General features: G+C 36.2%; 19 protein-coding genes and 3 pseudogenes. 9 read left to right on the top strand and 13 right to left on the bottom strand.

Features of this window, described 5'->3' with window-relative positions; genetic code table 11:
- Positions 1-43: 43 nt before the first annotated feature.
- Positions 44-955 carry a lipopolysaccharide kinase InaA family protein gene (locus BHV72_RS18000; protein WP_005676997.1) on the top strand — a complete coding sequence of 304 codons (912 nt, stop codon included), beginning with the start codon at positions 44-46 and terminating at the stop codon, positions 953-955.
- On the opposite strand, the gene BHV72_RS17995 is transcribed toward BHV72_RS18000, so the two are convergent.
- From BHV72_RS17995 to BHV72_RS17950, 10 genes are all read right to left on the bottom strand, one after another.
- Positions 956-1777 (bottom strand): FkbM family methyltransferase, encoded by an 822-nt coding sequence (locus BHV72_RS17995; protein WP_005676998.1) that lies wholly within the window; start codon positions 1775-1777, stop codon positions 956-958.
- Entirely contained in the window at positions 1774-2907 is a 1134-nt protein-coding gene (locus BHV72_RS17990) for a glycosyltransferase family 4 protein (protein WP_055170025.1), read from the bottom strand. Before BHV72_RS17990 ends, BHV72_RS17995 begins: the two co-directional genes overlap by 4 nt.
- Before the next feature lie 34 nt (positions 2908-2941).
- A complete protein-coding gene (locus BHV72_RS17985; RefSeq protein WP_122295034.1) occupies positions 2942-3754 on the bottom strand; it encodes a LicD family protein in 813 nt (270 codons plus the stop codon).
- Positions 3755-3772: 18 nt separating this feature from the next.
- Positions 3773-4504 (bottom strand): phosphocholine cytidylyltransferase family protein, encoded by a 732-nt coding sequence (locus BHV72_RS17980; protein ID WP_122295032.1) that lies wholly within the window; start codon positions 4502-4504, stop codon positions 3773-3775.
- Positions 4501-5553, bottom strand: coding sequence for a pyridoxal phosphate-dependent aminotransferase (locus BHV72_RS17975; RefSeq protein ID WP_122264012.1), 1053 nt, complete (start codon positions 5551-5553; stop codon positions 4501-4503). The genes BHV72_RS17980 and BHV72_RS17975 overlap by 4 nt, the downstream gene beginning before the upstream one ends.
- A gap of 10 nt (positions 5554-5563) precedes the next feature.
- Positions 5564-6364, bottom strand: coding sequence for a glycosyltransferase family 2 protein (locus tag BHV72_RS17970; RefSeq protein ID WP_022041607.1), 801 nt, complete (start codon positions 6362-6364; stop codon positions 5564-5566).
- A 12-nt stretch (positions 6365-6376) separates the two neighbouring features.
- A complete protein-coding gene (locus BHV72_RS17965; protein WP_070100364.1) occupies positions 6377-7177 on the bottom strand; it encodes a glycosyltransferase family 2 protein in 801 nt (266 codons plus the stop codon).
- A gap of 73 nt (positions 7178-7250) precedes the next feature.
- Positions 7251-8087, bottom strand: a complete 837-nt coding sequence (locus tag BHV72_RS17960) for a glycosyltransferase (RefSeq protein ID WP_005682429.1) — start codon at positions 8085-8087, stop codon at positions 7251-7253.
- Positions 8088-8110: 23 nt separating this feature from the next.
- Positions 8111-9208: a glycosyltransferase family 4 protein gene (locus BHV72_RS17955; RefSeq protein WP_032838475.1), complete on the bottom strand. Its 1098-nt coding sequence runs from the start codon at positions 9206-9208 to the stop codon at positions 8111-8113.
- A gap of 5 nt (positions 9209-9213) precedes the next feature.
- The gene (locus tag BHV72_RS17950) at positions 9214-10053 is read right to left on the bottom strand and encodes a glycosyltransferase family 2 protein (RefSeq protein WP_055170209.1); all 840 of its coding nucleotides are present in this window, start codon (positions 10051-10053) and stop codon (positions 9214-9216) included.
- Between the two features lie 190 nt (positions 10054-10243).
- Between BHV72_RS17950 and BHV72_RS17945 the strand changes: the two genes are divergently transcribed.
- A complete protein-coding gene (locus BHV72_RS17945) occupies positions 10244-11206 on the top strand; it encodes a glycosyltransferase family 2 protein (RefSeq protein WP_005682426.1) in 963 nt (320 codons plus the stop codon).
- A gap of 121 nt (positions 11207-11327) precedes the next feature.
- Complete coding sequence (locus tag BHV72_RS17940; protein WP_005682424.1) at positions 11328-12311, top strand: glycosyltransferase; 984 nt, start codon at positions 11328-11330, stop codon at positions 12309-12311.
- 107 nt (positions 12312-12418) lie between these two features.
- Here BHV72_RS17940 and BHV72_RS17935 read toward each other — a convergent pair whose 3' ends face one another.
- Positions 12419-13288, bottom strand: a complete 870-nt coding sequence (locus tag BHV72_RS17935; RefSeq protein ID WP_005682423.1) for a glycosyltransferase family 2 protein — start codon at positions 13286-13288, stop codon at positions 12419-12421.
- A 98-nt stretch (positions 13289-13386) separates the two neighbouring features.
- On the opposite strand from BHV72_RS17935, the gene BHV72_RS17930 reads away from it, so the two are divergent.
- The 4 genes and pseudogenes from BHV72_RS17930 to BHV72_RS17915 all read left to right on the top strand — a co-directional run.
- Complete coding sequence (locus tag BHV72_RS17930; RefSeq protein WP_055170030.1) at positions 13387-14289, top strand: alpha-1,2-fucosyltransferase; 903 nt, start codon at positions 13387-13389, stop codon at positions 14287-14289.
- A gap of 191 nt (positions 14290-14480) precedes the next feature.
- Positions 14481-16208 (top strand): annotated as a pseudogene (locus BHV72_RS17925) (DUF5722 domain-containing protein).
- A 29-nt stretch (positions 16209-16237) separates the two neighbouring features.
- Positions 16238-18430 carry a DUF5722 domain-containing protein gene (locus BHV72_RS17920; RefSeq protein ID WP_149922402.1) on the top strand — a complete coding sequence of 731 codons (2193 nt, stop codon included), beginning with the start codon at positions 16238-16240 and terminating at the stop codon, positions 18428-18430.
- Between the two features lie 257 nt (positions 18431-18687).
- Positions 18688-18946, top strand: a pseudogene (locus BHV72_RS17915) (transposase); the annotation flags it as partial.
- Positions 18947-19222: 276 nt separating this feature from the next.
- Here BHV72_RS17915 and BHV72_RS17905 read toward each other — a convergent pair.
- Complete coding sequence (locus BHV72_RS17905) at positions 19223-20689, bottom strand: MAC/perforin domain-containing protein (protein ID WP_022041880.1); 1467 nt, start codon at positions 20687-20689, stop codon at positions 19223-19225.
- A 244-nt stretch (positions 20690-20933) separates the two neighbouring features.
- Between BHV72_RS17905 and BHV72_RS17900 the strand changes: the two are divergent.
- Both BHV72_RS17900 and BHV72_RS17895 read left to right on the top strand, forming a co-directional pair.
- A pseudogene (locus BHV72_RS17900) lies at positions 20934-21829 on the top strand (ATP-binding protein); the annotation flags it as partial.
- A gap of 116 nt (positions 21830-21945) precedes the next feature.
- Positions 21946-23145, top strand: a complete 1200-nt coding sequence (locus tag BHV72_RS17895; protein ID WP_022041882.1) for an ATP-binding protein — start codon at positions 21946-21948, stop codon at positions 23143-23145.
- Positions 23146-23296: 151 nt separating this feature from the next.
- Here BHV72_RS17895 and BHV72_RS17890 read toward each other — a convergent pair whose 3' ends face one another.
- Complete coding sequence (locus tag BHV72_RS17890) at positions 23297-23908, bottom strand: HU family DNA-binding protein (protein WP_055170038.1); 612 nt, start codon at positions 23906-23908, stop codon at positions 23297-23299.
- Positions 23909-24143 lie beyond the last annotated feature (235 nt).

Raw genomic sequence — 24143 nt, 5'->3', positions numbered from 1 at the left:
ATCTTTGCACAATCTTTGTAAGTAGGATTTATAGAAGAGTGTAATGAGAGTGATTGTAAATCCCAAGTACACACATTTGCAAAAACAGATAGAGGAGATTCCCAAGTTCTTTGCGGATGAAGGAAAGGTGGTGTATGATGGGCGTAATATTCTAAAACGGATTAGTCTGGATAACGTTGATGTTGTTGTGAAAAGCTTTAAAAAGCCTCACATCATTAATCGTGTTGTCTATTCATATTTCCGCCAATCCAAAGCTGCCCGCTCCTATATCTATTCCATGGAACTTCAGAAGCATGGTTTCAATACTCCGGAACCGATTGCCATGATCGAACAATTTCAGAAAGGTCTTCTTACAAACAGCTACTATGTTTGTTGCTATGACAATGGTGAAACCGTTCGTTATTTGATGGACGGTAAGGTTGAGGGAAATGAAGACAAGTTACTGGCGTTCGCGCGTTACACTTTTGCATTACATCAGGCGGGTATTTTACATTTGGACTATTCTCCCGGCAATATTCTGATTCATCAGAATGGAGCAAATGAATATAGCTTCTCTTTGGTTGATGTGAACCGTATGCAGTTATTACCGGAAATAGATTGTGATAAAGTTTGCCGTAATATGTGCCGTCTGTGCATATCCCGGGAAGTGCTGGCATATATAATGACCGAATATGCTTCTTTGCGGGGTTGGGATGTGGCGGCTACTGTCAAGCTCGCTCTTTATTACAGTGATCAGTTCTTTACCCACTACATTTACCGTCGTGCAGCCCGAAAAGAGAAGTCAAAACATATCGTTTCGCATATTTTATTGTTCCGCTTATGTCGCTCTACGCGTAAGTTCCTTTCCTGGGAGCCTCACTTCTCGCATTATTTATTAGCGAAGGAAAAACATATTTATGATACCTACTTGTGTAAGTATGATTATTGCGATTTGCTATCTTCTGACTATCGGTAGTTAATTTACTTTCTTGTTGCCTCGAAGAACAACACTCCTGATCTTGTGTCTGAAAAATCCTTTTTGATTTCTGTATGTGCAGTTGTGTTTATCAAGAAACGCAGAAATAACCTCCTCGTCATCATGTAGGTGATAAGTACAGATGGCGAAATCTATTTTCTTGCAATCCCGGAAAAGCTGTTCACATCCGGCCAGCGCACGGCGCTCAGCCCCTTCTATATCCATTTTTATAAATAGATGCTCGTCCGGTTTGTCTCTGAAGAAATCGTCCAGTTTCTGTTCTTTGGGAGAATTACGGTTGCTCACATACTTCTGAACAATGGTTACCTTGTCTTTCCATGGCTCAAAAGTGGCCCTGATAGCTTCCAGCCACGATTCGTTCTGCTCAAATAAATAAACATGTTTGGCTTCTTCGATAATCTCCAGCGAAGAATATCCTTCGGCACATCCCACGTCAACAAAAACCTTTCCCGTTACGTCCTTATTATTATTGAAATAATGGTGTGCGGAGCGTTGGTCTTGCTCTATCATCAACGCCCTGTAATACTTCTGGATTTTATGGGGAGGTGTTGTTCTTTGGAAGTACAGGCGTTTACCATCCTCCTTTAGTACATAATACAAATTCCTATTTTCGTCTTTCCGTACATCGACAGGCATACTCAAATACTCATCTTTGAATTCGTATAAGTGTCTTGAATATCCATGTTTTCTGATGTATTTATAATACTTCAGATAAGGAGAATCCGGCTTATACCCTTTCATAAAATAATATGGAAGCGTACCATATATAAATTTCTTTATTGAGTGTTTAAGTATGTTCATCGTATTAGTTTCTTGTAGATGTTAATAATTTCTTCCGATTGTTGTTTCTCAGAGAACCGTTTCGCGAATTCCCGTCCTTTCTCCACCATGTTCTTCCTTTTATCGGAATTTGAATATATTTGTTTAAATGCATCAGCCAGTCCGGTGATATCATCCGGGTTTACGTAGATAGAGTCGGGCCCTCCGGCTTCTTCCAGACATGAGCCTGTGGCGGCTACCACAGGAATACCCGAATATAGTGCCTCTATGATGGGGATACCGAAACCTTCAAAACGGGAAGGATATACAAAAATCTCTGCTGATTGATAAAAAGCGGGCAAATCGTTGAAAGGGACATTACTGATAATATGCACTCTTTCGCCTAAACCGTTATCTTTGATAAACTGTTCAACCTTTTTTGTGTAGCCTGTACGGCGTCCTACGATAACGATATGAATATGTTGCGGCAGCATAGGCAATGCCTGTACTGCTGCAAGAATATTTTTTCGTTCTTCAATGCTGCCTACATTAAGTATATAGTGGTCCGGCAACTGGTATTTTTTCCGTACCTCCTCCTTTTTTTCTTCCGTCACCGGATGAGTAAATGAGACGTCGCATCCTTGATAAACGACTTCTATTTTATCATCAGGGATGTTGAAGTATCGGGTAATATCCCGTTTGGTACATTCACTGATAGCAATTATCTTATCAGCATTTTCGCACGCTTTACGGAATTTGTATGTATATATTTTCCTGTCAATAGATTGGTAATATTGCGGATACCTCAAAAATATCAGGTCGTGGATAGTTACAATACTTTTAATGCGACTTTTATGGATGTTGAGAGGAAGCTCGTTACTGAGTCCGTGGAATAACTCAATACCTTCTTTCTCCAATTGAGAGGTGATTCCCCATACGCGCCATAATGAACTTAGTTTTTTCCAAAAAGAAGTAGCAGGATAGGCGAGAGTGAGCTGCCGGTATTGGCCGGTTAATAGATTCATCCTTTTGTTTTCCCGTTTTTTAGGTGCATACAGGACATAGTCATTCTCCGGATAGAAGTGGCAAAGAATATCCGCTACATAGCGGCTATAATTACCTAACCCGGTGAAATTCTGCACTGCACGTTTTCCGTCAAAACCTATTCTCATCTCTGTTGTTACCTACTGCTTATATGGTTTATAATTAGACTTCAAAATCCCGATAAGGTTTATTCAAGTCCAAATAATGAAAATTATGTTGTCTTTGTCCACTCTGTTTGGGAATCGTCATATAATCCCCATATTTCTGAGACAGATATGTGTCATATTCCTGTATGCCCCATACTTCTTCGTTCTCGAACAAGACAGGGGTAGGAACTCCCAAAATCTTTTTTGGCATGATTCCTTTCATGCCGTCGTCATAGTCACAAATAAGATCACTCTTGTCAAAGTCGTATCTGGTCATAACCTCTCTGATGCTTTTCTGTACTTCGGTGAGTGTGAAAAGCTTCCTGCATAGTAATGGTATCCATGAACTTGGCCCCTTTCCATGCTTATACGGGTCGCGGTGAATCAGGTAAAGAACCCGTTTGTAAAATTCATATTTGGCAAAATGCATTCTTTGTGCCATACGGCCTGTCGGCACACCGTCCAATGGGAATACATCAATATATACGCCTCCCAGATATTTAAGATGCATACGTTCAATTAATGTTGTGTCGGCATCCTGTATCTTGGCAAACGGAAGCGGGTATTCTTTGTCATTCTCAGCGCATACGGCTTCGTATGGCTCCGGCAACCATTCCTTGGCATTAGTCATTAATAGATCATAGTCTGCCCGTGGCATACCAATATCCAGATCATCATCCCAGGGGATAAATCCTTTGTGGCGTACAGCTCCCAACATCGTACCTGCCATGATATAATATCGCAGGTTATGTTCTTTACAGACTTTATCTATTGCTAGTAAATTCTTTAAGATGCGAAGCTGTAAGGGGCGAATATCGTAAGTGGCCATTTCTATTCAAATTTTATATTAGTAAAGACTAGCCGGAATCAGCTTCTGTGCTTGTTGGAAATCTTCTACCGTGTCCAGCTCTGCCGAAAAGAATTCGGTGGTGTCCATTACGTAGAAACTATATCCTTGTGGAATCAGTCTTTCAAACGCCCGTTCATAGAAAATATTGTCCAATCCTTCTGATAAGATCATCATCTCCAGTTCGCGGAATAACGCTTGTGTGTATGCTGCCGACATCTTTTCAATACCTATTGATTCACCGATTGCATCAGGTATAGAGCAAACCTTGCTGATTTCCATTACCTTTTGTTCATTGTCCACAATAACCTTAATTTCTTCGGCACCAAGTTCGTGGCGGTTGAGTGCCAGTACATCGGCTTTGTCCGACCGGAGCAACTTCTCTACGATTTGGGGATCAAATACGATGTCACTATCCAGAAGTAATACCTCTTCCCCTTCCGTATAAGGGCGGGTCAGCCACAAAGAATAGATATTGTTGGTTGATTCATATTTATCATTGTAGATGAAAGTAATACTTTGAGCCGGATAATGAGCTTGCAGAAAGTCGACTATTTGTTGCTGGCGATATCCGGTGACAATGATAAATTCGTTAAAACCATTTTGTATTAAAGCGTCGAAAGCCCTTTCCAACAAACAACGTTCTCCTATCTTGAGCAAGCATTTGGGAGTTGTGTCGGTCAGTGGGCGTAGACGTGAGGCTATTCCTGCGGCTAGTATTACAGCTTTCATTTGGATGCGATTTCTTTGATTGTATCTATGACGATCCGGTTCTGCTCAGGGCGTCCCAGCGTGATGCGCAGATGAGTGTTGATATCCGGTTCATTCATAAATTTCACTTTATAACTCTGTTCGGCAAACGCTTTTTGCAGTGCCTCTTTTAATGTAATCGGATATTTGATTAAAATAAAGTTGGCTACCGATTCGTATACCTTAAATCCGGGCAGCACACCGATTTCTTTTTCATAGCGGGCACGATCTTCATTCATCAGTTTGGCGATGTTACGGTAGTGTGCATCCGATTTGAGTGCTGCGATAGCTATGTCTTCAGATATCCGGTTGTATCCCAGATATTTGTTGCTGTATTTGCTAAATTTTTCCAGTTCTTTACTCATGAAACCGAATCCCATGCGTAACCCCGGCAAGCCGTAAAACTTGGATAAAGTGCGGGAGATGATCAAATTCGGATATTTGTTCACCAACTCTTTGATATATCTTGTGTCTGTTGAGACGAAAGAGGCGTATGCTTCGTCAATCAAGACCTTCGTTTTGGCAGGAACTTCAGCCAGCAACTCATCCAGTTCTTCCGGAGTCAGACCATTTCCGGTAGGATTATTGGGCGATGCAAGCAGTAAAATCTTCGGATTTTCTTTTTGTATCATATCTTTCATGGCGGCGAAGTCGTACTTGAACGTGTTTCCGTCTTCATAAAGAGGATATTGTAAAGTGCGACCGTTCACTTCATCTGCGATAGACTTATAATACCACCATGAGAATTTAGGAATCAACATCGTTTTATTTCCGTCTTCTTCTGTGAGGAAATAATGTACGGCCTGTTTCAGAATATCCTCTCCGCCGTACCCTAATAAAACTTGCGTCTCGTCTATATCGTATAATTCAGATAAGAAAACGGATAAAATGCTTTTTTTGCCTTCATCGTAAATACGGGTATAAAAGCAAAGTTTATTTATATCGAAGTTTTTGAGTGCTTCTACTACTTCTTTTGATGGGCTGTAGTTAAATTCGTTTCTGTCTAAAAAGTTTAAATCTTTTTGTCTCATATTTATTTTTCTATTTTTTCTCTGTAAGATACTGGTTAACTCCTTTGGAGCACCAAATTCGCTTTTCATCAATAGTTCTCTGTAGTATCTCGTTATTAATATTAAATTGTGCCCGTGAATTATCTTGGTGATATAAATGGAACACAATGCCGGCATTCTTGATGATACGTTTACGTACACCTGCATTAATTAGTCTGCAGGCTATTTCGCTGTCTTCTCGTCCCCAGCCAATCATGTTTTCATCATATCCATTGACCATTAATAAATCACTTCTCCAAAAACCCATGTTACAGCCGCGTACATATAGTAGATCTGTCCGGTGGTAGTTTTGTAAGAGATATGTCAATAGTTGCCAACGTATTCCATTGAGCCGGTTATGTACTCCTTTATTACGGATTGAAACACGTATGCTTCGTTCTGTTATTAATTTCTTAGAAAGTTCAGATTGTATATTGAGACGGCTACCACTTACAAAACTGTTTTTGCGTGCAAAGCGTTTGTGGTCTTTGATAAAATGATGATTCAAAATGATATCTCCATCAATTTGAATTATATAGTCCATACTGGCTTTTGCAATAGCCTTATTTCTGATAACAGTTAGGCGGAAGCCATTATCTTCATGCCATACGTGTATAACAGGTACAGTAGATTGTTTCTTGAATTCTTCCACTATTTTCCTGGTTTCTTCATTGGAACCATCATCTGCGATCAGTACCTCGTCAGGGAGTACTGATTGTTGAAGTACACTCATAAGGCAAAGGTCTAGTGCCTTGGGAGAGTTGTATGTTGAGATAATCAATGAAACTGTCATAGGTTTGGTTTGTTAGATTTCTTCAATTCCGTTATTTGTTCGGGTTATTTTTTGTTCTTTAATAGTCTTCATAAACTCTCTATGATGCGGTTCTTCCTTGCGAGAGAGCTGCTTATGGTACAGGTGATAGGCTATTGCTGAAAATTTAATAATTTTCTTTTCTATGCCTGAGTTTACTAGTCTCCAACTAAGTTCTTCATCTTCATGTCCCCATCCTTGTAAATTGTTGTCATATCCGTTAATACCAATAAGGTCTTTTTTCCAGAAAGACATATTACATCCTTTTACTCTTTTTCCTGACAATTCTTTACGAGTGACAAACTTCGCAATCATGGGATAAAGTCGTAAAGCATTTGTAGGTTGCTTCATTATTAACTGGAGTTTATTTATTATTGATAGTTTCCCTTTATCTAGTAAAGATGTGGTCGCTCTTACATTAAGGTTTGCTCGGGTTCCTCTAATAAAACACCCTTCCTCAGCCATATATACATGGTCTTCTATAAAATTTGGACTAGCTATGATATCTCCATCTATTTGAATGATATAAGAGGAAGATGCTTTGCTTATAGCTTTATTCAATACTATTGTTTTACGAAATCCTCTGTCTTCATGCCATTCGTGGAATATAGGAAAGGAAGCATTTTGTGTAAACTCATGTATGAGTTTTGTTGTTCTTTCATCAGACCCATCATCCGCAATGATGATTTCAGAAGGCAATATCGTTTGTCTTAAAATGCTATCCAAACAGAGCCGCAAAGCCTCTGGCCAGTTGTATGTAGCGATGATTAACGATATTGTGATCCCTTTTTTCATATTCCAGATATTTTATGAAGAATAAACATGCAAATATACATTACTATCCTCAGAATAGCAATTATTTAGAGCTTTAATTTTTAATACGTTTGTGCTTATATGAGAATAGATTATTTATTTTATATAAAAATAGAATGAGAGTTTTCATTCGTTTTTTAAATTTGTGTGTATTTGCTAAAATATGAATGATGTCTCTAAACCCTGAACGGTCTAGTGCAGCGCAGTCTATAAATACTTTACTTTGTGTTGCAGGAAAAGTGTTTTGAAACCATAATGTACGTTCTTGATTAAGTTCTTTCCCATTGGAACTTATACCTCTTCCATCGCATTCAGATATAATATATGGTAAGTGGCGATAAGTGCGGTTTTCAATTATAAGGCACTGGAAACAATGTGCCCAATCAGATATGATTTTGTAATTAATGTCATATCTTTTATCTTTAAATAAGGTATGATGTATAAAACATGATTGATGGTGTAGTGAATTATCTGATAGATATATGAGATCCAATGTGTCTGGGTATACTCTTTTTTTAGTTTTTCTTTTATAAAATAAGATAGTGTCTCCGTATAGGTATTCTGTACCATCAAATGGTATTTTTGCGAGAATGTCTTGGCTTAGGCAATCACCAGAGTTGAGGAAATATAGATATTGTCCTTTTGCATGATCAATTCCTTTATTCATACCATCATATATTCCTTTGTCGGATTCTGAAGACCAAAAACTTAGATGAGGGTTTTCTTTTTCATATTGTATGATAGTTTCTCTACTACCATCAGTGGAGCCTGCATCAATGATAATGTGTTCATATGATGAAAATGATTGTGAACTTACACTCTCTAATGTCTTGAGTAAACCAAGATTATTGTTAAAGTTTACAGTAATTATACTAAGTATTGGTCCATTCATATATGTAAGATTTTACATTGTTTTCATGATTGTATGGCTTTTTGGTAAGCCTCTTCTGTTTTCTGGGCTGCTTTTTCCCATGAATATCGTTTTAAACGTTCGTTACCTAAACGGATTAATTGAGAACGTTTTTCTTCATTATATATTACTTTTGTGATAGCTTCAGACATGGAACTAATAGAGTATGGATCAAAATATACAGCAGCATCACCTGCTATTTCGGGAAAACAACTAGTGTTGCTGAGTGCTACGGGGCAGTGACATGCATAGGCTTCTAAAATAGGAATTCCAAAGCCTTCATAAAGAGAAGGATATACGAATAGTAAAGCTCTGGAGTATAATTCACTAAGAGCTTGATCAGAAGCTTTTATATGAATCGTATATTCGAATATACCCATGCCAATAAGCATATCTTGTTCGTCTTTTTTTAGTTTACTTCCTGTGTAAATTGCAAATAGTGTTTTATCTTGTTCATGTATTTGAGCGAATGTTTCCATAAAGCGTTTGAAGTTTTTATAGGGGGTACGATCGCCAACAAATAATAGAAATCTTTCGGGTATTTGTAATTTATGTTTTCCCGAAAAGTGTTTCATGCTTGTGCTGTGGTAAATAACATCTATCTTTTGAGGATTAATATTGAAAATTTCAATGATATCCTTTTTGGTGTTTTCGCTAATAGCTATAATTCGATTGGCACGTGTTATAACCTTTTTTTTATGACCTATTGTGATATTTGCATCTGTTACATATTGTGGAAATTTTTCGTGGATCATATCGTGTACAGTAATAATGTATGGGTTTTCTCCAATATAATCTAAAAAATATGGATCATAGTATGTAGGGTGTAATAAGTATGGTCCACCTGTTTTTAGTAGTTTTTTTGTTATTTCGTGATTCTTTTTTTCAAAAAAGGAATGATATCGTTTGTAGATAAATCTTGGCAATAATATTAGGCTTTTTTCCAACATCCAACTTGTGAGGTAATAATTGATAGAATATCGCACGGTGATTTTATGTTTTGCTGAAATTCTTTTAATTATCTCACAGAAATAACGTGAAATACCACCAAAGCGTTGCATTTCGAATATTTGATAGTCATATATGATAAAAAGCGATTTCATAGTCATTATTGTTTTGGTTTATGAAATGAAAAAAATGAATTTATGTAGTATAAAAATAAGATGATTTTCCTTATACGTTTTTTGAACTTGTGAGTTTTATTTAATAACGGAACTAAGTTACCAAGCCCTGTTTCCCTGAAAGCCTCTAGTTCTAAAAATGATTTGAAAAAGGTTTTATTGATGTTTTGTTCTATCCATTTGTTGCGTTCTTCCCATGTTTTCTCATAATTAGAACTTGCACCTCCACCATCGTATTCAACGATAGTTGTTGGAATGTGTTTATAGCTACATCCTTTTAAGATTATAGAGTGGATTGCATGTATCCAGTCTGATATAATTTTATAGTTAGTATCATATTTTTGTTCTATGAATAATGAATGGTGGATAAAACAAGCTTGTTGTGAAATCCAACCTTTTGAATTTGCAAGAAAGAATGTGTCGAATCTATCTGGGTATTTCCATATCCATGGATCTTCGTTTGTTGGTATAATTTTTATATTGCCATATATGTATTGGGTGCCATCAAAAGGAATATGTCTTAAAACATCTTTTATAAGACAATCTCCAGAGTTGAGAAAATATAGATATTCTCCAGAAGCATGTTCTATTCCTTTATTCATTCCATCGTATATTCCATTGTCTTTTTCTGATACCCAGTAGGCCAAATGAGAAGTTTCTTTACTGTATTTTATAATTGTTTCTTTGCTTCCATCTGTTGAACACGCATCAATAATGATATGTTCATAAGATGTGAATGACTGATTCTTTATGCTATTCAGAGTTGCTATTAATCCTTTGTTATTGTTGAAATTTACAGTTATGATACTTAATGTGGGTTGGGTCATAATCATTTATTTAAATGTGTTTGCAAATATAATAATAATGAATTGAATTTGTAGGTTTGTTATATGATAAAATTGTTGGAAGTGCTTTAGCTATTTTTAATAGGGAAGAGGGCTTTTTGTTACTTTTGTTGTGTGGGGTAGTGAGGAATTATGTATATTTGCTGAATATAACGATTTATATAATAAATGAATGGATTGTTTAGTAAGTGTAATTGTCCCTGTCCATAACACAGTTGAGTATTTGCCTAGGTGTATTGATTCGATACGTAATCAATCTTTGAAAGATATAGAAATAATTCTAGTAGAAAATCAATCAAATGATGGCTCTGCCGCATTGTGTGATGAATATATGTCTTTTGATTCTCGTGTGAAAGTACTTCATCTTCCGGTTGCCAATGCATCAATAGCTCGTAATGCAGGACTAGATATTGCTTCAGCTCCCTATGTTGGTTTTGTTGATAGTGATGATTATATCGATTATAATATGTATGAGGAGTTATTTGATGTGATAAAATGTCATGATGTTGATATTGTCTATTCTAATTTTCAGACTGAATATTTGGATGGTCGAATTGAAGGATGTGATAAAAACTCCGGACAGATATATATACGCTCATCGTTGGATGTATTAAGAGATATGATGTGGGATAAATTGAATTGTTCGTCTTGTACAAAGCTTTTTAAAAGAACAGTCTTTTCAGAGTATAAATTTCCAGAAAATAATATTTATGAAGATAGAATTGCGATGCATATGTGGATATTGCAATGTAAGCAGGTAGCTTGGGTTGATAAGGTGTTTTATCATTATGTTGAACGCAGTAGTAGTATTTGTCATTTAATTACTCCTTTGAATAGATATCATTATTTTATGGCTGAATTTTCTCGGATAGAGTTTATAGAGAAGCACTTATTGTTTGAAGGAGAAGAATTATTGGAAGTAAGGAATAGGCTTATTCGTATATGTTTTTTTACTTTTGAGGAGTTTGTCCTTTTGACGAAACCGAGGTGTTTTCAGAAGCCAATAAAGCATATGAGAGCTAAATTTAAAACATTATTAAAATTTCCTTCTCGAGAGTTAGAAGTTTTTTATCGCAAACGAATAAGAAAAATTGTCTATTTTTGGCCAATATATTATTGGCGACATTTTTCCTGATTAGAAACAACTGGCAGGGTCTAGTATGTAGGTATTGATATATGTAAATTGAGGTTGGACGATGTAGTCGGAGGAAAACTGACGAATTGTATGTCCTAAATGTTGATAATATAAATGTAATATGGATAAATTACTACCACTTGTGTCTGTTATTGTTCCTGTTTACAATGGGGAAATTTTTCTAGAAAAATGCCTTCAAAGTGTAATATGTCAGAGCTATACAAATATTGAGATTATTGTTGTAAATGATGGAAGCATAGATAATACATCATTGATAATAGATCGATATGTAAAATTGGATAAGCGTATAATCGGGTTGGAACAGAAAAATGGAGGACCTGCCCTAGCTAGGAATAAAGGCTTGAAAATAGCTAAGGGGAAATATGTGCAATATTTGGATAGTGATGATTGTCTGCATGAAAAAGCAATTGAATATTTGCTAGATAAAGCGGAAGCTAGCAATGCGGATATTGTAGTTGCCCCTTTCCAGTTTTGTTATTTAGATGGTACCTCTTATAAATCGTCGTTTTTTAATTTCTCAAGTATGTCTGGTATTGATTACCTTAAAGAAATATTAAATAATAAGGCTTATTGGAGTGTTTGGTCTAAATTTCATAAACGTGAATTGTTGTTGAATGACCCAATGGAGATATATCCAAATATATGTTTTGGGGAGGATGTGATTTGGAGTGTGCAGTTGCTTTTACGTTCAAAGAAAGTTGTTTCTATAGAATATGTTATTTTAGATTATAATATTCGGAATCTTTCACTTTCTCATTCTTGCAATTTTGATGAAGGCAAATTTGCGAATTTTGAATTTTATAGAAGTTGGTTGGAACTTTACCTTGCACAAAAGGGAGTGATAGACTTTATGAAAAAAGACTTGGCATTTTTTCATATTAGAAATACTTTCCAAAAAATTGTTTGGAGGAAGATACGTAATTTGAAAAAAGACATGGATAGAATAATACAGGATTTGAGATGCTTTCCTGAATTGAAGCAATCAATGTCTAAGCGTGAATTGAGGGTGGTTTCTGCTTTCCGATTTTCCATGTTGTGGGGGAACTTAAGGTTGAAGTACTATATTCAAAAAGGTAAAATTTAGGTGTACTAAAATATTATTATGGTGCTTGAACTATGAATTGTGGCACTTGTAAATGCTAGTGTATTTGACGCTTTTATTGGTTAGATTTAAGGAGGGAGATTAGCTGCTTAATTGAAGGGGGTCCATATCTCATTTTTTTTCTGTTCAATTCTTTTTTTGTGAGAAATAATATTGTTGATTTTTAAAAGAAATGATATTAATTTTCTAATCCTTTTCTTAAATTTTTTTGTTTGTGATATTGGCTGTATGAAAGGAGCAAGTTCGGAAATACGATACTCGTATAGCTCAGATAATGCATCTAATATGGCTTTCGGAAACTTGCTTTTGATCCATTTTATTCGTTCTTCCATTAATTTTTCTTGATTGGTACTGATCCCATTCCCGTCTACTTCTGCTATTACAATGTCTATATATTTATAGCTGCAATCGTTAAAAATAATACTTTCCATTGTATGTATCCAGTCTGATATGATTTTGTATTCAGTGTTATATAATTGTTTCTGAAATAGGGAATGGTGAATGAAGCAAGCTTGATGTGGTAATGCTGTTTTAAGAAGGTAAACGATATCTAATGTTTCAGAGGGGGTAATATATCTGTAGTCTTTTTCTGATAATATGTATTTTATATTTCCATATATATATTTATTACCATCTAAAGCTATTTCCTGTAGTATGGTATTGCTTATTAAGGTATCTCCAGAATTTAGAAAAAACAGATACTCTCCATGCGCTTGTTTTATACCTTTGTTCATTCCGTCATAAATGCCATTATCAGGCTCTGATACCCAATAAAGTGGAAATGTAATTTCTTTTTCATATAGTAGGATTGCGTCTTTACTTCCATCTGTGGAGTTAGCATCAATGATGATATGTTCAAAAAAAACGCTTTCTTGATTTTTGATACTATTTAAAGTTCGGATAAGTCCACTTTTGTTGTTGTAGTTTACGGTAATTATGCTTAGTAATGGAGCAATCATGTTCTAATCTTATAAAATTATATGCTATGTTGGCTGTATATTCTGCAAATATACATATATTTGTCATTAATACGAATTAAAGTTAATGCTTTTAAAATATGTTGGGTGATTTGAAGAGAAATATCTATAAATATTTGCTGAATAGAGGACTGTTACGAACTAAAATTGTTGTATTGATGGACGGTGGTATTTGTTCGCAGATGCATCAATATTTATTGGGAAATTTATATCGTAAAAGAGGTTTTTCAGTGTGTTATGATTTGACATTTTATAAGGAATGGGGATTAGATATAAACAATGAATTTGTTAGGAACTTTGATATTTTGAAGGCTTTCCCGTATTTGGAGTTTGAAGAAGCGTCAAAACTGGAAGTGGATGTATATAGAAGAGAATACTTTTATGGGGGCAATGATGGTGATATTCGTACTAATGATATGTCATTTCTTAGTTTGGTTCCACCTATATATTTAGGAGGATATTATCATTTCCCATCAAAGCAGTGGCTTGAAACTTTTCAATCTTTATATAGAATGGTTGATGGTGTTCTCGATAAAGTTAATCAGATAAAATGTTTAGAAATAGATAAGTGTGTAGATTCTGTTGGAGTTCATGTCAGAAGAGGAGATTTAAAGGAAGAAGTATCTTCTTATGGAGCGCCAGCTTCATTTGATTATTTTATAAATGCTACGGCTTTCTTTAAAAAGAAATTGTATAGACCTTATTTTTATTTTTTTTCAGATGAGCCAGAATGGGTTAAAATGGACTTGTTGCCAAGGCTTTCTGTGAAAGATTGTGCAGAAGTGGTTGATATAAATGGCTCTGATAAAGGTTATATGGATTTATATCTGTTAGCTCATTGTAAACATCAAATAACGACGAAAGGAACTTTGGGGAAATTTGGAGCTTTGTTGGCAGACAACCCTGATAAGTATGTAGTATTGTATAATGATGAAACACAGCAATATTGGAAAATGTTACTCCAGAATCCGGTTTTTATATAGTTTAATGAGGTTGTGCTAGACGGATTGTAATGTTTTATTGAAGAAAAAGATTTGAAAATATATTGGAGATATCCTAAATTCTTGTAGCATTATAAATGTTTTATTGTTAAAAAAAGCAATTGTTTATAGATGATGCTATAATTATTCTATTTTTGTGCATCCTAAACCTAAACTATATAGAATTTTTATATATGAAAAATCTAAAGAGACAGTTTTATTCAAAGAACTGTAATTTTGTGCAGCAAGTGATTTTTGCTTTTTCTTTTATATGTTATCTTTTAGTTATAGTTTCTTGTAATGAAAGTGATAATAGAATGGAAACGGAACCTCCTTTTTTTAGCGAGGAAGATGTTCGACATGAAGAAAAATTAAACTTTTATTTATATAATGATTATACTTGCCATATTCATTCTGTGTCTATAACAGAATCTTCTGTTAGGGTGACAGGTGAATATACGGGCGAAGGCAATTTTTTTCTAGGTGAGATTACCCCTAGTATGGATGTAGCGGAGTTGAAGAATAGTCCTTATAAAGTAAAACTTGTAAATTCATTATTTCAAATAGAACTTGAACGGTTTGTTGAGAGGGAAGGCTTTTTATATGACAGGCTTTTATCAAAGTGGGCTATTTTTAAAGAAGAAGCAGGCCAAAATTTGCTAGTTTCGCATGCTCGCTATGCAGATGAGATTTTCGCTACTCAACATTTGGCTCCTATTAAGATTGTGTCTAAGAAGGGAATGGGCGGCATTATTCCTAATCAATATATATCTGATTTTGCATCATTAAATATCAGTAGCGCTACTATCAATGTTTGTATAACTCATTTTATGCATCTTACTCCAAGAACTGGTGATGTTGAATATGTATATGGGGGGAAAAGCTATTACATGGATTTGGGGTATCTTGAGAATTCGATTGATAGGACTCTTTTGGCAGCAACGAAAGAGCGAAATATGTCTGTTGCAGCAATTATACTATTAGAGCCAGCATCTAGGTGTATTGATTCACAACTGGGAGAAATATTGCAGCATCCAGATAATGATGGTGGGGTGTATACTATGCCTAATATGACAACCTTAGAGGGACTTAATTGTTATGCTGCGGCACTTGACTTTTTGGCGAAAAGGTATTGTACTACTGATAATCGCTATGGAAGAATTAGCCATTGGATTATGCATAATGAAGTTGATGGAGCTAGAGATTGGACTAACATGGGAATAAAGCCAATAACAGTGTTTACTGATACCTATGTGAAGTCTATGAGAATGTGTTATAACATTGTACGACAATATGATGAGAATGCAGAGGTGTTTGCTTCTTTTTCTCATTCATGGACAGAAAAATCCAACCCTACATGGTATACCTGTAAGGAAATGATTGATTTGTTAAACGTTTATAGCAAAGTGGAGGGGGATTTTCAGTGGGGGCTGGCTTATCATAGTTATGCACAGGATTTGACTAATCCTTGTACTTGGAATGATCCGAATGCTACTTGTTCTATGAATACTCAATTTGTTACTTTTAAGAATCTTGAAGTTCTGAATAAGTGGGCTTTGGATAAAGAAAATAAATATAAAGGAATTATTAAACGTTCTGTATAGCTTTCGGAAGCAGGGGTGAATTCGCGGGGGTATTCGGATGAGGAACTTCAAAAGCAGGCGGCAGGGGTTGCTTATGCTTGGAAAAAGGTTAATGCTTTAGAAGGCATTGATGCTTGGCAATGGCATAATTGGTTTGATCATCCGGGTGATGGTGCTTGTTTGGGGTTACGTAAATATTTGGATGAATCTTATAATGGAGAACCTAAACCTGCATGGTATGTCTACCAAAAAGCAAACACACACGAAGAAGATGAATTTTTTGAGCAATTTTTACCTATAATTGGAATTTCTGATTGGAATATTATTGAAAATTTCTGATTGTTTATAATTAACTAAAAACTGAAATTATGAGAAAGCTGAGAGTTTTTTACACGAGAAAACTGGGTCGCTTTGTAGGGCGATGTGTGGGATTGTTGGGAGTACTATTTTTGATTGTGAATTTAATTTCCTGTCAGGACGATTTTCAGGAAAATGTAGAGCCTCCCGTTACTCCTCCTGAGGAGACTGTTACTCCACCTGTTTATATGTTATTGAATGGAAAGTATAAGTCGGGGGTTAATTTGACTTTACATGAGGATAGTACTTGTACTATAGAAACAACTGATGGTGATCCATGGGCGACAACCGGAGTATTTGCGGAAGATGTGCCTGAGGAATGTAATGTACTTGAATTTGAATATCAGACAACGTTGGGGATGAGTAATCTCGAACTTTTCTTTATGGATGTAGAAACGGGAATTGATCCGGCGCATAGTATGAGTGCGGGGCAGGTGCCGGCTTCTGAAGAATGGGCTTCTTTTAGTGTTCGTCTGAAAGAATATCGAAAGAATTTTAATTGGGGTAAAAAAGGAGATAACTTGCGTATGGACTTTGGAACTGATCCTAATAATACCATACAGATGCGTAACATTCGCCTGCGTGTTATGAACGACGAAGAGAAAAAGGAAGAAGAGGAAGAAAAGAATGAAGCCTTGAATAAAGAGAAGTATGAGCAAGGAATTAAAGATTATCTGAGTAAAGAATATGCCTGCCATATCACAGATGTTACGGTTGGAGAAACATCGGTAACTATCCAGGGAGATTATACGGGCGAAGGTACTTTCTTCTTGGGCGAAATACCTCCTTTTGTGGACATGTTTAAAACGGAGAAGATAGAGTTTAAAATTCCTTTATCAGAAAACTCTTTCTCCATACAGTTAGATCGCTATGTTACTGTGGGAGATTTTAAATATGATCGTCTATTGTCCAAATGGGCCGTGTTTAAAGAAGGAGCGGATGTGGATGAGCTTGTTTCTCATGCACGTTATGCTAATGTAGATGCAATTCATGCAAAACAAAGTGTCGAAGCGGTTCCTCTGAAATCGAAGAAAGGATTGGGCGGACTTATTAATCATGGATTATTGACACATGATTTGGATGAGTTGGGAATCAGCAGTGCTACTATCAATATTCCTATTAGTAATTTTATGCATCTTTCTGAGCAGCCAGGTGACATACCGTATACATATGGAGGAAAAACATATTATTTTAACGAACAATATCTGATAAGTTCATTTGATGTAGTATTGCAACAGACCAGTCAACGTGGAATTTCTGTAGCCGGCATTTTGTTGATTGCTCCTTCCGGAGATGCAGGTGAACTCCTGAAGCATCCGGATTATAACGGGGTGGCTCCTTATACAATGCCCAATATGACTACGGTAGAGTCTACTCAATGTTATGCTGCTGCACTTGACTTTTTAGCGCAAAGATATAGTGATCCCGATATGCGTATAGCACATTGGATTATCCATAATGAGGTAGATGGAGGAATTCATTGGACAAATATGGGAGATAAGCCGATTGCCACATTTATGGATACTTATCTTCGTTCAATGCGTATGTGTTATAATATTGTACATCAGTATGACCAGCATTCAGAAGTGTTCATTTCTTTCTCGCATGGGTGGAATATTGCCGCCGGCGGTGGCTGGTATAAAGTGAGGGATATGCTTGATCTGATGAATCTGTTTAGTAAGGCTGAAGGTGATTTCTTCTGGTCGTTGGCATGCCACAGTTATCCGGCACAGCTGGGAAATCCTTGTACTTGGGATGACGCTCAGGCGACTTTCTCTATGGATACGGAATATGTGACACTGAAGAATCTTGAAGTACTGGATAAATGGGTTGGTATTTCGCAGAACCAGTATAAGGGAAATATCAGGCGTTCTGTATGGCTTTCTGAAGCAGGAACATGCTCTCCGAGCTATGAAGATAAAGATTTGCAGGATCAAGCAGCCGGATTTGCTTATGGATGGAAGAAAATTAATGCTTTGGACGGTATTAATGGAATCCAATGGCATAGCTGGTTTGATCATTTAGGCGATGGTGTTCCTTTGGGATTACGTAAATACAGCGATGAAGAATATAAGGGAGAAGCTAAACCTGTATGGACTACCTATCAGAAAGCGGGTACTGATGAAGAAGATGATTACTTTAAACAATATCTGGAACGGATTGGCATTAAAAGTTGGGAAGGTCTGATTCAGGATATTCCATAATACCAGTGTCGCTCCGAATGATATCTTATCAAAATAGTATGATATGAGTAGTTGATACTTTCCTTTTTACTGCAAGATGTCTCTGATATTCTCTTATAAATTAGGGGATTTATGTGAGCATTCCAGAGATGTCTTGCAGAATATTGTAATTTTCAGGGAAGTCTGGTCTTTTAGTTGTCTGACAACAAATCAGAGTATGTAAATTAAACTGTGTCAACAAAGAAGAAAATATTAACTTTGCTAATACAGCTTTTTGTATGAAAGAAGAATTTGATAGTATCAGGAAGAAGACTATTGAACAGCTAAAAGCAGGCAAGCCTTTGTTAGGTAAAGACGATGCTTTTGCTCCGTTGTTGACAAGTATCCTTAATGCAGCTTTGGAAGGCGAGAAGATGCATATCTTACAGAAGAAGAAATCAGATGGGTAATCGTCGTAACAGTAAGATGCAGAAACAGCTCCAGATTTCGTTGGGTGAAGTAACCGTTTCTACTCCCCGTGACCGTAATGTAGGATATTCAGTAAATGTTCGTGTTTCTAATAAATGGGACTATCTATAAGATTGTGTAAATAGAAAGAGGCTGTCTCAAAATAGAATTTCAAGAACGAAAAACTTATAGATTGAAATCTCTTTAGAAAAATCCCCTTATTTTGCCCTTTCTTATTAAGGAAATAAGGCTAAAATAAGGGGATTCTTATACTTCAACTTACAGATTATAAGTAAGGCTGCCTCATTTTTCTATTTTGAGACAGCCTCTTTTATTGCTTTTTAGTGCCTGGCTTCAAGTTAATTTTTAATTAGGAGGATATACATATCCATTATTACCTACATTAACACGTCTCCAGCCTGGAAAAAGGGTTGGTATGTTAGGTATCGTTGATGCATAATGATCATTCAATTCATCGCTGAAATATTCATATAAGGGAACTGTTTCCATTGTTGTGTTTTGATAAACATAACCCATAATTCCTTTCTTCTCATAAAAGGGATATGTTTTGTCAAAATCAGAAACAACTGTAGCATAATGATTTGTGCCTGCATCGGTGTAATATTCATATAATGGAATTGTTCCTGGTAACTGTTTCTTTAAAATGTATCCTTCTATTTGATCAAACTCATATTCCGGCCAATACTCTTCTATTGCAGGATGTGTTGTGACGAGATGGTCTGATATATCACCTTTTAATAAATAAGTATACAATGGAAGTAAATTGAGTTCATTAATTTTTGAATTTTCTATATATTGTATGACAGCTTGCTTTATTTCTTCCTTTTTTACTGGATCAGAAATAAAGTCATAAATCGGATAAGTTTCCTCCCACATTATTTCATTTAGACAGCTATTGCCTAAATTTATGCTATTCTCCCAACTCTGCACATCTACTCCTGTTGGCATTCCTTTCTCTAAATCGTATCTCAAACTTGTACCGTTTCCACCATAGAATTGAACAAAAAGTTCTTTATTCTGATTATCTTTAACTAGTGATTCATCTGTTTGAATAGTTCTTGAGATATTCAAGGAAAAACCAATACCGAACAACGCTGCCTTAAATCCGGATGCTACAGTCTTCTTTTTATGAGTTGCATCTTTTGAATGTGTAATAACAGATCTGTACACTAGTTTGTAACGTCCTCCGATAATGAAATCTGTTAATACATGAGTCCCATATCTTTCTACTATTCTGCTTGGAGATAGCCTTTCTAAATCTGCTTTAAAACTTTCTGATAAATACTTAGAGAGGAGACTAATTTCGTCGTTAATCCAAATATGTTTCCGATTTCTAACGGCATCTACGCTTGCAAATGAATATTTATCAGAATAAGCGTACTCTGTTTTTAAATAATTATTACTGGTTATGTTACCTGAAAAATAGGGAACAGTATCCACCTTTTCGTTACCATAACTCATATTAGTAGTAACTTTTGTTTCTTTTGTAATATCTTTTGTGTAATCAGAGGCAGAATATCCATAATACATTTGATCAAAGCCATAGGAAGAAGTGTTATATTGCAGCCGATCGAAATGCTCTTGTTCGTACTTTGCTATATTCAGAACGGGATTCCGGACGGATAAAGGATGCAAGTATTCACCTGTTACATCATAACCATAGCCTAATACGTCATATTTTTCATCTCCAGCATACCTAGTCGTTGGAGTCGACAGAGATTCAGAAGTTGATTCGACAGAGAAGTCGTCAAGTTCTGAACATGAATAGCAAATTGATAATAATAAGCCAAATAACCAATGAATCTTTTTCATAATATTATTTTTTAGGATTTATAATTGCCTAAAGTAAAAATAATATCCATAAATATCAAAATAAAGCGGATGTTTATAAACATGATTTTTCAATTATATTTTACTGAATTTGCTTTTCTTGAGTAGATAATATTAGATGTTGTTACATGTCTTATACCTCTGTCAGGCAGTTTTGGTAGAATTTGCATCTATTTCAGATATTTCTATGTATATTTGTATGGCGTGAACTTAAACAGAGTGAAATATGGGCAGTAAAATTTATCCTATCAGCGTGCAGAACTTCGAAAAAAATCGCTAGGAAGGTTATTTTTATATTGATAAAACAGCATTAATCCATCAATTGGTAAAAACTGGGAATTACTATTTTTTAGCCGTCCGGGTCGTTTTGGCAAAAGCTTGCTTATTTCTACGCTTGAAGCCTATTTCCAAGGAAAGCGTGAACTATTTGTTGGATTGGCTATGGAGAAGTTGGAAAAAGACTGGGTAAAATATCCGGTATTACATCTTGATCTTAATACAGAGAAATATGATATTCCGGAGAGTTTGGAGAATAAGCTGAACGGAGCGTTAGTAGAATGGGAGAAGATGTATGGCGCGGAGTCTTCGGGAAAATCCTTAGCGATGCGTTTTGAGGGTATTATCAAGCGTGCTTGTCGACAGGAAGGGCAGCGTGTGGTCATTCTTGTGGAAGAGTATGATAAACCGATGCTACAGGCTATTGGTGATGATGCCTTGCAAAAAAGTTTCCGTAATACATTAGAAGCTTTCTATGGCGCATTGAAAAGCTAGGATGGTTGTATTGTTTACTATGTTGACGGGGGTTACCAAGTTCGGCAAAGTTAGCGTATTCAGTGATTTGAATAACCTGGATGACATATCAATGTGGAATAAGTAGATAGATATTTGTGGTGTCAGCGAACAGGAGTTATACGATAATCTTGATGTCCGGTGCTTTATCAGAGTGGATACCTTACTATTAAGAGATATGATGAAGAATTGGGTATTTACCGTTTGGGTTTTCCTAATCGTGAAGTGGAAGAAGGTTTTGTCTGTTTTCTGCTTCCTTATTATGCAAGCGTGGATAAAGTGGAATCTCCCTTTGAAATTCAGAAATTCGTTCGTGAGGTACGTGCCGGTGATTAAAATTGAAATAATTTTCGTTTGCTGTTTTCAAACAGCAAAAAGTAGCGGAAAATGCTGTTTTCAAACAGCAAATGGTTATCTTTGTATTTGAAAGTACTAAGATATAGAAATTTATGGAAACTCTTTTTGCGAAACAAGATCGTTTGTTGTCGTTGACATCAACCGAGATAATAAGGACATTGATGTATCAGATCAATTGGGATGCCCAGTTGGTTGCTATTAAAGGGCCTCGTGGAGTGGGAAAGACTACTTTAATGTTGCAGTATATGAAGCAGCATTATGAGGTTTATAGCAGGGAAGTGCTCTATTGTACGCTGGACTCTGTTTATTTCTCCAATCATACTTTGTTGGAGTTGGTGGATGTGTTTGTGAAAAATGGAGGGAAGCATCTCTTCTTGGACGAGGTACATAAATATCCGACTTGGAGCAAGGAGATAAAAGAAGTATATGATATGTATCCCGATTTGAAAGTTGTGTTCAGTGCATCCTCTTTACTTAATATATTGAATGCTGACGCTGACTTATCCCGGCGTTGTATCCCTTATGAAATGCAGGGACTTTCCTTTCGGGAATTTTTATTGTTTTATAAACAGTTGGATTTACCTATATGTACTTTGGAAGAGGTTCTGACTTCTCCTGGAAATATCTGCTCGGAGGTGAACAAAGTGTGTCGTCCTTTGCCTCTTTTTAGAGAATATTTGCAGTATGGATATTATCCGTTTTATTTGAAAAATCAGATAGACTATTACACAAGCATAGAACAGGTTGTTAATTTTATTGTAGAAACGGAATTACCTCAGTTGTGTGGAATTGATGTGGGTAATGTGCGTAAGATAAAAGCCTTGTTGGGTATTCTTGCGTCCTCTGTTCCTTTTGAAGTGGATATATCCAAATTGGCGACAACTATCGGTATTCATCGTAACACGGTTATAGAATACCTGAATAGTCTGGAAAAAGCAAAACTACTGCATCTCTTATATGCGGATTTATTATCTGTCAAGAAGATGCAAAAGCCGGATAAGATTTATTTGGATAATCCTAATCTGTTGTATGCTTTGGCTTCTCATCCTGTGAAAATAGGAACAGCACGTGAAACTTTTGTAGTGAATCAACTTTCTTGTGATCATGAAATAGAATATGGAAAGAAGACAGGAGATTTTAAAGTTAATGGGAAATATACTTTGGAAGTTGGCGGTGAAGGTAAAACGTATAATCAGATAGCGGATGTGCCTGATTCCTATATTTTAGCTGATGGGATAGAAACACCTTACAGGTGTAAGTTGCCTATTTGGGTTGTTGGTTTTCTATATTAGCTCGATCCTCTGACGCGTATTTTTGATTTTCATTTCTCATATTCTCATAAGCTCGCTATAAATCGCAGATAATTAGTGAAGTAGACTATGAGAAATACTTTTAGGAACTTGTATTTCTCATAGTTTTTTTGCAAAACGACCCTGATTTTGCTCATTTCTCATAGTATCCCGTCCCTGCAACATAGATAGGTTGCGTAGGCTTCCCGATATTTTGCAGCTTACCTTCTGCCTTTAGCCTGCGTATTTGCCGGCTGGCCATACTTTGAGTGAAGCTGCAAAGAGACTGCATATTAGTACGAGTCAAGACAGGATGCGTTGCAAAATATTCCGTGAGTTTCCGGTCAATTTCTTCTTCTGAAAGAGAGGCGGAATGCGGTTTATATTTCGAACGTCGCAGGTGTGTGGTCATACACAAACTTTTCAAGTCTCTGTCGGCCTGGAAGTTGATGGATTTTAGTTTCACTTTGTCGGCACGGGTAGTAAGTGAGTGTATGGGTTCGGCGGCTTGCAACGTGATTTGAAAATACCCGATCCCGTCCAGATGCACTCTTTCTCCTTCGCGCAGATGATTGCCCATGCATCTGCTCAGTTCCATTAACATTGCCTCTACTTCTGCTTTTCCGAAAGTAGTTGCCATGTGGATTTCTTTTGCTAGTCGCTGAGTAGTGACATGTTGAAAATTAACTACGCGAGGGTGGTAGCTTGGTTCTTCCCCTTCTTTTTCCGGTTGGGGATTCTTATAAAACTCGAATTGTATTGCCATTGCTGTTTCAATTTAATGGTGATTTATGTATTATGTTACTTAGGCTGTTGCTATATCTTGCCTTCATTCCTTTCTTTTCCTACCGATGCTTCTATCGTTCCACTCCGGTAGACGGCTCTTTGCACTTCAGTAGACAGAACTTTTTACTGGAGTAGACAGGCCTGTGCACTGGAGTGGAACGGTTGGAATGTTCCTTCAAAGATACAACAATATTGGGCGGAAAACAAGTAAATGC

The organism is Bacteroides sp. 43_46 (genome assembly GCF_001915455.1).
Classification (GTDB): Bacteria; Bacteroidota; Bacteroidia; order Bacteroidales; family Bacteroidaceae; genus Bacteroides; species Bacteroides caccae.
Note: the sequence above shows the minus strand (reverse complement) of the source record. Positions and strands in the feature narration are given on the sequence as shown.

What these genes read in the sequence shown, in the direction of transcription:
- BHV72_RS18000 (WP_005676997.1), top strand. Translation starts at nt 44, where the DNA reads ATGAGAGTGATTGTAAATCCCAAGTACACACATTTGCAAAAACAGATA.
- BHV72_RS17995 (WP_005676998.1), bottom strand. Translation starts at nt 1,777, where the DNA reads ATGAACATACTTAAACACTCAATAAAGAAATTTATATATGGTACGCTT.
- BHV72_RS17990 (WP_055170025.1), bottom strand. Translation starts at nt 2,907, where the DNA reads ATGAGAATAGGTTTTGACGGAAAACGTGCAGTGCAGAATTTCACCGGG.
- BHV72_RS17985 (WP_122295034.1), bottom strand. Translation starts at nt 3,754, where the DNA reads ATGGCCACTTACGATATTCGCCCCTTACAGCTTCGCATCTTAAAGAAT.
- BHV72_RS17980 (WP_122295032.1), bottom strand. Translation starts at nt 4,504, where the DNA reads ATGAAAGCTGTAATACTAGCCGCAGGAATAGCCTCACGTCTACGCCCA.
- BHV72_RS17975 (WP_122264012.1), bottom strand. Translation starts at nt 5,553, where the DNA reads ATGAGACAAAAAGATTTAAACTTTTTAGACAGAAACGAATTTAACTAC.
- BHV72_RS17970 (WP_022041607.1), bottom strand. Translation starts at nt 6,364, where the DNA reads ATGACAGTTTCATTGATTATCTCAACATACAACTCTCCCAAGGCACTA.
- BHV72_RS17965 (WP_070100364.1), bottom strand. Translation starts at nt 7,177, where the DNA reads ATGAAAAAAGGGATCACAATATCGTTAATCATCGCTACATACAACTGG.
- BHV72_RS17960 (WP_005682429.1), bottom strand. Translation starts at nt 8,087, where the DNA reads ATGAATGGACCAATACTTAGTATAATTACTGTAAACTTTAACAATAAT.
- BHV72_RS17955 (WP_032838475.1), bottom strand. Translation starts at nt 9,208, where the DNA reads ATGAAATCGCTTTTTATCATATATGACTATCAAATATTCGAAATGCAA.
- BHV72_RS17950 (WP_055170209.1), bottom strand. Translation starts at nt 10,053, where the DNA reads ATGACCCAACCCACATTAAGTATCATAACTGTAAATTTCAACAATAAC.
- BHV72_RS17945 (WP_005682426.1), top strand. Translation starts at nt 10,244, where the DNA reads ATGGATTGTTTAGTAAGTGTAATTGTCCCTGTCCATAACACAGTTGAG.
- BHV72_RS17940 (WP_005682424.1), top strand. Translation starts at nt 11,328, where the DNA reads ATGGATAAATTACTACCACTTGTGTCTGTTATTGTTCCTGTTTACAAT.
- BHV72_RS17935 (WP_005682423.1), bottom strand. Translation starts at nt 13,288, where the DNA reads ATGATTGCTCCATTACTAAGCATAATTACCGTAAACTACAACAACAAA.
- BHV72_RS17930 (WP_055170030.1), top strand. Translation starts at nt 13,387, where the DNA reads ATGTTGGGTGATTTGAAGAGAAATATCTATAAATATTTGCTGAATAGA.
- BHV72_RS17920 (WP_149922402.1), top strand. Translation starts at nt 16,238, where the DNA reads ATGAGAAAGCTGAGAGTTTTTTACACGAGAAAACTGGGTCGCTTTGTA.
- BHV72_RS17905 (WP_022041880.1), bottom strand. Translation starts at nt 20,689, where the DNA reads ATGAAAAAGATTCATTGGTTATTTGGCTTATTATTATCAATTTGCTAT.
- BHV72_RS17895 (WP_022041882.1), top strand. Translation starts at nt 21,946, where the DNA reads ATGGAAACTCTTTTTGCGAAACAAGATCGTTTGTTGTCGTTGACATCA.
- BHV72_RS17890 (WP_055170038.1), bottom strand. Translation starts at nt 23,908, where the DNA reads ATGGCAATACAATTCGAGTTTTATAAGAATCCCCAACCGGAAAAAGAA.